Raw genomic sequence first — 6,541 nt, 5'->3', positions numbered from 1 at the left:
GCGGCGGCGGTTCTCGGCGGGCGCCGCGCCCGCATGGTGCCCCCGCCCGCGCCGGCCCTGTTCGCGGCGCCCGCCGCCGCTGTGGCCGATGCCGAGCCGGCGCCCTCGGCCGCGCCGGTGGCGGAGGCCACGGACGAGCCCCTGCCGGACCCGCGCGCCGAACCGGCTCCGATGGCGGCCACGGAGGGCGCGGACGCGCCGGCGGAGCCCGTGGTGCCCGAGCCGGAGCAGCCGTCGCCGGCCCTGGCCACGATGACCACGCCCCGAAAACAGGAAGCGGCGCCGGAGCCGGTGGCGCCCGCGCCGGTGCAGGGCCCCGCGGTGCAGCCCCGTTCGGTGGACGAGGTCGCCGCCGACGCGCCACGGCGCAGCGGGTGGTGGAGGCGCTGACGGCGCCCCCCTCCCCGGACGATCACCGCCGCCGCGTCGTCAGCGCGGCGGCGGCTGCCCCCGCCCGGTGAGGTAGCCGGCGAGGCCGAGGGCCAGCGCGGCCGACAGCGCGGCGAAGGCGACCGACCACGCCAGTTCCGCCGGCGCCAACGCCACCACGGCGCCGGTGAGCGCCGGCAGGGCGGCGCCGCCCACGGTCTGCGCGAGGTTCACCGTGGTCGCGCCGCGCCCGACCAGGTGGTCCGGGAACAACGCCCGGCCCTGCGTCACCACCAGCACCGGGAAGCAGGACAGCAAGCAGAGCAGCACCAGCAGCCCGGCCGCCACCGGCAAAGGCGCCCGCGGCCACGCCGCCCGCGCGGCGAGCACCAGCGCGGCGCCCTCGGCGAGCGCCGCCACCAGCGACCGCGACCGCCGCCGGCCCAGCCGGCGCTCCAGCGGACCGACGCCGAGCAGCCCCGCCGGCAGCGCGAGCCCCATCAGCAACAGCACCGCGCCGCGCGGCTCCGGCGCGAGGCCGTGGACTTCGGCGAGGTAGGGGCCGGCCCACACCGCCAGCACGGTGGCCATGCAGGCGTAGCCGACGAGGTGCATGGACAGGATCGGCGGCAGCCCCGGCGTGCGCCACACGGCGAACTGGCCGCCCAGCGCCTCCGCCAGCGTCTCGGGCCGGCGCGGCGGGACGGCGCCCGGCGGGTCGTCGCGCACAAGGCGCCACCAGAGCACGCCGCCCAGCAGGGTGAGCCCGGCCGCGAGCGCGTAGGAGCCGCGCCAACCGAGGCGCTCGGCGGCGGCGGCGAAGGGCGCCCCGGCGAGCAGGATGCCGCAGTTGCTGAGCGCGAAGACGCGGGCGAGCGCGGTGGTCAGCCCCTCCCCCGCGAACCAGCGGGCGCAGAGCACCACCGCCGACATGAAGCCCGCCGCGCAGCCGAGGCCGAGCAGGAAGCGCGCGGCGAGGAAGGACGGGCCGTCCGGGGCGAGCGCCTGCGCCGCGCCGCCGAGCACCGCGGGCAGGGTGAGCGCGGCCACCGTCAGCCGCGGTCCCCAGCGGTCGAGCGCCAGCCCGACCGGGATCTGCGCCAGGGCGAGCGCCAGGAAAAACGCGCCGTTGGCGGCGCCGAGCACGCCCGCGCCGGCGCCGAGGTCGGCGGCCAGCTCCGGCCCGACCACGCCGAGCGCGGCGCGGTGGAACTGGCTGAGGCCGGTCATCAGCGCCAGCGCGGCCAGGAGCCGCGCGGCCGGCGAGGCGGTCACGCCGCCACGCCCAGCGCCTCCTTCAAACGGCGTGCGCCCTCCGGCGTCACGCGCAGGCGCCGGCGGGCGAGCGGGTCGGACGGGCCTTCGGGCGGCGGGCGGCCGAGCCAATGGCGCCGCAGGCAGCAGGCGGCGATCTCCCGCCCGAGGCCGCCGGCGAGGTGCGGCCGGCGCTCCGACCAGTCCATGCAGTCGCAGGCGAAGCGGCGGGCGCGGCGGGCGCGGCGGGCGGCATCGAGGTCCACGCCGAGTGCGTCGAGCCCCGCCTCCCCCGCCGCCGTCGCGGCCCAGCCGCCGTCGGCGGGCGCGATCCAGGCGCGTCCCACGAGCGCCGCGTGCAGCGCCACGCCCAGGCGTCCCGCGATGTGGTCGTAGCAGAGGCGGACGGCACGGAAGGCGTCGCCGTGCGGCCAGCGCCGCGGCGGCGAGAGCGACAGCGAAAGGCCGCCTAGCATCTCGATCGCCGCCGCCACCTCCTCCGAAGCGAGGCGGTGGTAGCGGTGCCGGCCTTGCCGGTGGACCGACAACAGCCCGCCCTCCACCAGCCGCGAAAGGTGGGCGCTGGCGGCGGGCGCGCCGATGCCGGCGACGCGGGCGAGTTCGCCGGCGGTCAGCGCCTCGCCGCTCAGCAGGGCCTGCAGCATCGCGGCGCGCGCGGGGTCGCCGAGCAGCGCGGCGGTCGCGGCGAAGGCGGCTGGCGTGGGCATGGCGCGGCGAGCATAGCGTCGCGCGCGGCGCCCCGCTTCGGCGCTGGGCGAAGCGTCGCCGGCGTACCGCTCCGCGATTCGGGGCGTGCGCCCCCGGCTCCCGGCGATGCTCGCCGCGGCGTTCAGCCTCCCGTGGCTGGGGACGCGGAGCCGCGCTCCGTCCCGACGGGGTCGAGGAGGCGAATGCCGCGCGGCCCGGCTTTCGAACGCCGCCGGATGGCCAGGAGCGTGGCCGCGAGAAGGGGCAGGGGCACGAGGATGGAGGTCCAAGGAGCCGCCGGCCTGACATAGTCGGAGGCCAAGACCCCGGGAGCCGAGGACGCCGCGAAGATCGTCGTAAGAGCCAAAACGGCCGCCCGGCAGCGCAAGCGGTCGTTGAGGGAGCCTTGTCGCGCGTGTCCAAGCGTGCAGCAGGCTTGGCCGCCGGCCTCGGGCGGCGGCTGTCCATGGTCCGCGAGGGCGCGCCCGTTCCCCTGCATGTCTCGCAGAGCACCCGCAGGACACGGTTTTCGCAATGAAGCGCTGGAGGCCGGGCGCCAAGGTCAGCCCTCCGGCTTGATGCCGAGGTCGCGCACCAGCCGCGTCCACTTCTCCCGTTCGGCGCGGGCCACGGCGGCTAGGGCGGGGCCGTCGGCGCCGCGGACCTCGGCGCCCAAGTCGGCTAGGCGCGCGGTGAGGGCTGGGTCGCGGATCGCTTCGGAAGCGGCCGTCGTGTACTGCGCGGCGGTCGCGGCGGGCAAGCCGGCGGGGCCGTAGACGCCGAACCACGTCTCGGCCTCGAAGCCCGGCACCGCTTCGCGCGCGGGGCGGAGGCCGGGCGCCAAGGGCGTCGGCGCGGGGCTGGTGACGGCCAAGGCCCGCACGGTGCCGCCCTGGAGGTGCGGCGCGGCGGTGGAGGGCACGTCCATCAGCGCGTGGACGTCGCCGCGGCGCAACTCCGCGTAGACCGGGCCGGTGCCGCGGTAGGGCACATGGACCATCCCGGTGTCGGCCAAGCGGTCGAACAGCGCGCCCGCGAGGTGCGGGCCGGTGCCGACGCCGGACGAGCCGTAGTTCACCTGGCCCCGCCGCGCCCGGGCCCAGGCGATGAACTCCTCCAGCGTCTGCGCCGGCACGGTGGTCGAGACCAGCACCAGGGAGGGCGAGACGGCGAGGAGCGACAGCGGCAGGAAGTCGCGCTCCACGTCGTAGGGCAGCGCCGGGTTCACCGCGGGGCCGGTCGAGGCGATGGAGGAGGTGGCGAGCAGGAGCGTCAGCCCGTCCGGCGCGGCCTTCGCTACCACGTCGGCGGCCGGCACGCCGGCGGCGCCGGGGCGGTTGTCCACCACCACGGGCAGGCCGATCCGCTGGGAGAAAGCCGGCGCCCAGAGCCGCGCCAGCCCGTCCGTGGCGCCGCCGGCGGGAAACGGGACGACGAGGCGGACGGTGCGCTGGGATTGCGCGCGGGCGGCGGTGGAGAGCAGCAGCGCGGGCGCTGCGAGGACGAGGCGTCTCGTGGTCATCGGGGTTGCGGCTCCTGCGCGAGGCGGTGCCACTTGCCCCATATCCCCTCTTCGGTGAAGCCGAGCGCGGCGAAGTCGCCGGCGCGGAGCGGCGCTTCGCCCTCGTTGAAGAACTCGTCGAGCTGCGGCGGCGCGGCGCCCGTGCCGCTCAGCATGCCGTGCGCCTGGCCGCGGTGGTGGATGTCGTGCTGGAAAAGGTGCAGCAGCAGCCGGTCCATCCGCTCGCGTTGCACGCGGCCCTCGCCGCGGTGGACGGAGACGATCCGGCCGAGGCCGGCGGCGCCGTCCAGCGCCTCCACCACGGCGATGAGGCGGCGGTCGGCGTCGCCCTGCGCGGCCTGGAGCGCCGCCACGTCGGCGCAGGGCTCCCGGTCGGCCCAGGCGGCGGGGCCGAGGGTGCCCCCTTCCATGGCGTCCACGTAGAAGCGGTCGATGACCAGGATGTGGTTCAGCGTGGCGCGTAGGCTCGGGAAGAAGCCGGTGCGGGGCGCGGTCCACTCCGCTTGCGGGAGGCGCGCGCAGGCAGCGAGCAGGCGGTGGTTCGCCCAGGCGTTGTTGTAGGCGAGGCTCCGGTAGGGGAGCAGCGCGGCGTCCTGCATCACGCCCTCCCCAGCCACCGCCGCAGCCGCTCCGCCCCCTCGGCCATGTCGGCCTCCGGTCCGCAGTAGCTCAGGCGCAGGAAGCGGCCGCCGCGCTCGCGGTCGAAATCCACGCCGGGCGTCGCGGCCACGCCGGTCTCGGCCAGCATCCGCGCGCAGAAGGCCACGCTGTCGTTGGTCAGGTGGCCGACATCGGCCCAGAGGTAGAAGGCGCCGTCCGCGGGCGAAAGGCGGTCGAGGCCGGCGCGGGGCAGTTCGCGCAAGAGCAGGGCGCGGTTGCGGCGGTAGCGGGCGCGGTTGGCTTCCAGTTCCGGCCCGCAGTCCATCGCCGCTTCGGCCGCCACCTGGGCGACGTGGGGGGCGGAGATGAAGAGGTTCTGCGCCAGGCACTCCACCGGGCGCAGCAGGTCGGGCGGCAGCAGGAGCCAGCCGATGCGCCAGCCGGTCATGCTCCAGTACTTGCTGAAGCTGTTCACCACCACGGCGCTCTCCGAGTGCGCGGCGGCGGTTTCCTCGCGCAGCTCGCCGTGGGATAGGCCGTGGTAGATCTCGTCGGAGACCAGCCGCACGCCCTCGGTTTCGCACCAGCGGGCGATGGCGATGAACTCGTCGGGCGGCAGCATGGTGCCGGCGGGGTTGCAGGGGCTGGCGAGCACCAAGCCGGCCGGGCGCGGGTCCAACTTCTCCAGCATCGCCACCGTCGGCTGGAAGCGCGTGGAGCCGTCGCAGGGCAAAAGGAGCGGCTTCATCCCGAGCGCGGTCAGGATGTTGGCGTAGGGCGGGTAGTAGGGCGCGGCCATCGCCACCGCGTCGCCGGGGTCGAAGGCGGCGAGGAAGGCGAGCGGGAAGGCGCCGGACGCGCCGACCGTGACCGCGATCCGGTCCGGCGGCACCTGGAGGCCGTAGCGGTCGGCGTAGTGGCGGGCGATGCGGGCGCGGAGGCTCGGCAGGCCGAAGGCTTCGGTGTAGCCGAGGGGCATCCCGCCCTGGAGCGCCCGCACCGCCGCCTCCGCCGCGCCGGCCGGGGCGCCGCTGCCGGGCTGGCCGACCTCCATGCGGATCACGCCCGGCTCGCCCGGCGCCAGCGCGGCGGCGCGCGCGTTGGCCGCGGCGATCACGTCCATCACCAGGAAGGGCGGCGCGCAGGCGCCGCGGCCGGTCTTCAGCGGCATCGGGCGGCGGTCCCGGACGAAACGCCGGCCGTCGCGCTCCCGCCTCGGCGCCAGCCGCAGCCGTCTTCCGGACCGGACGGAGAGCGGGGCGGCGACGACCGGCGCGGACGCTTCCGTGCCGGCCTGGAGCGCTCCGCCCCGGTTTCCTCCGGCTTCAACGACCGCTTTTGCAGCATTCGGACGAAATCCCCTCCCCCGGCTCCGCGGGGCGCGCCGGCCGCAGCGTCAGGAGGCGGGTGTGCTCCGGTCCAAGCGGCGATGTTTTGCGGCTTTCGGACGAAATCCCCTTCCGTGGCTTCGCGAGAGGTGCCGGGTGTCGAGGGGGAGGGATTCGTCATGCTAGGAATATAAACCGAGACGATGGCCGGCGTCCAGGATGCGGCCGGCGGCGGGGGCCGGGACGCGCCCGGGCGCGGCGGCTCACTGGTCCACCGCCCCCAGAGCCACGCCGGCGCCGCGCGGGTCGGAGAGCGCGATGCAGCGCTCGGGCCCGCCGGGCAGGTAGTTGAGGCAGGCGCCGAGTTGCGTCCGGCCCGGCTCCGGCGAGCCGTTGTTCAGCGCCGCGGCCGGCGCTTGGCCGCGCAAGAGGTGCAGCGCCATCGGGCCGCCGACCGCGATGCCGGCCGCCTCCTGGCCCGAGCCGGCGGCGGCCATGCGGAAGGCGCGCAGGTTGCGGTTGTACGCGATGCCGGCCGCGAGCAGCGGCGGTTGCACGGCGCCCATGCCCGGCGCGGCGGCGAGCAGGAAGCCCATCCCCGGCGCCGTGCGGCCGGTGCCGAACAGGTTGTTGAGGGTGAAGGCGCAGGACACGGCGACGCCGTTGCGGTCGAACACCATCAGCCCGGCCGAGGCCGGCAGGACGCCCGGCGGCGCGTCGGCCGAGGCCGCAGTGTTGCGGTGCGCTAGATAGCGGGCGA

General features: G+C 76.8%; 5 protein-coding genes and 2 pseudogenes. 1 reads left to right on the top strand and 6 read right to left on the bottom strand.

Features of this window, described 5'->3' with window-relative positions:
- Positions 1-390: pseudogene (locus tag ABD067_RS22725) on the top strand (hypothetical protein); the annotation flags it as partial.
- A gap of 39 nt (positions 391-429) precedes the next feature.
- Here ABD067_RS22725 and ABD067_RS22720 read toward each other — a convergent pair.
- From ABD067_RS22720 to ABD067_RS22695, 6 genes and pseudogenes are all read right to left on the bottom strand, one after another.
- Positions 430-1,644 carry an MFS transporter gene (locus tag ABD067_RS22720; protein ID WP_343897691.1) on the bottom strand — a complete coding sequence of 405 codons (1,215 nt, stop codon included), beginning with the start codon at positions 1,642-1,644 and terminating at the stop codon, positions 430-432.
- Positions 1,641-2,351 (bottom strand): ArsR/SmtB family transcription factor, encoded by a 711-nt coding sequence (locus ABD067_RS22715; protein WP_343897690.1) that lies wholly within the window; start codon positions 2,349-2,351, stop codon positions 1,641-1,643. Before ABD067_RS22715 ends, ABD067_RS22720 begins: the two co-directional genes overlap by 4 nt.
- A gap of 542 nt (positions 2,352-2,893) precedes the next feature.
- On the bottom strand, positions 2,894-3,853 hold the full coding sequence (locus ABD067_RS22710; RefSeq protein WP_343897689.1) for a Bug family tripartite tricarboxylate transporter substrate binding protein: 960 nt from the start codon (positions 3,851-3,853) through the stop codon (positions 2,894-2,896).
- The gene (locus tag ABD067_RS22705) at positions 3,850-4,452 is read right to left on the bottom strand and encodes a DinB family protein (RefSeq protein WP_343897688.1); all 603 of its coding nucleotides are present in this window, start codon (positions 4,450-4,452) and stop codon (positions 3,850-3,852) included. The genes ABD067_RS22710 and ABD067_RS22705 overlap by 4 nt, the downstream gene beginning before the upstream one ends.
- Positions 4,452-5,624 carry a pyridoxal phosphate-dependent aminotransferase gene (locus tag ABD067_RS22700; RefSeq protein WP_343897687.1) on the bottom strand — a complete coding sequence of 391 codons (1,173 nt, stop codon included), beginning with the start codon at positions 5,622-5,624 and terminating at the stop codon, positions 4,452-4,454. Before ABD067_RS22700 ends, ABD067_RS22705 begins: the two co-directional genes overlap by 1 nt.
- Positions 5,625-6,044: 420 nt before the next feature.
- A pseudogene (locus ABD067_RS22695) lies at positions 6,045-6,541 on the bottom strand (gamma-glutamyltransferase); the annotation flags it as partial.

Source organism: Craurococcus roseus (assembly GCF_039523795.1).
Taxonomy (GTDB): Bacteria; Pseudomonadota; Alphaproteobacteria; order Acetobacterales; family Acetobacteraceae; genus Craurococcus; species Craurococcus roseus.
The sequence above is the reverse complement of the archived record's forward strand: the minus strand, read 5'-3'. Positions and strand labels throughout refer to the sequence as shown.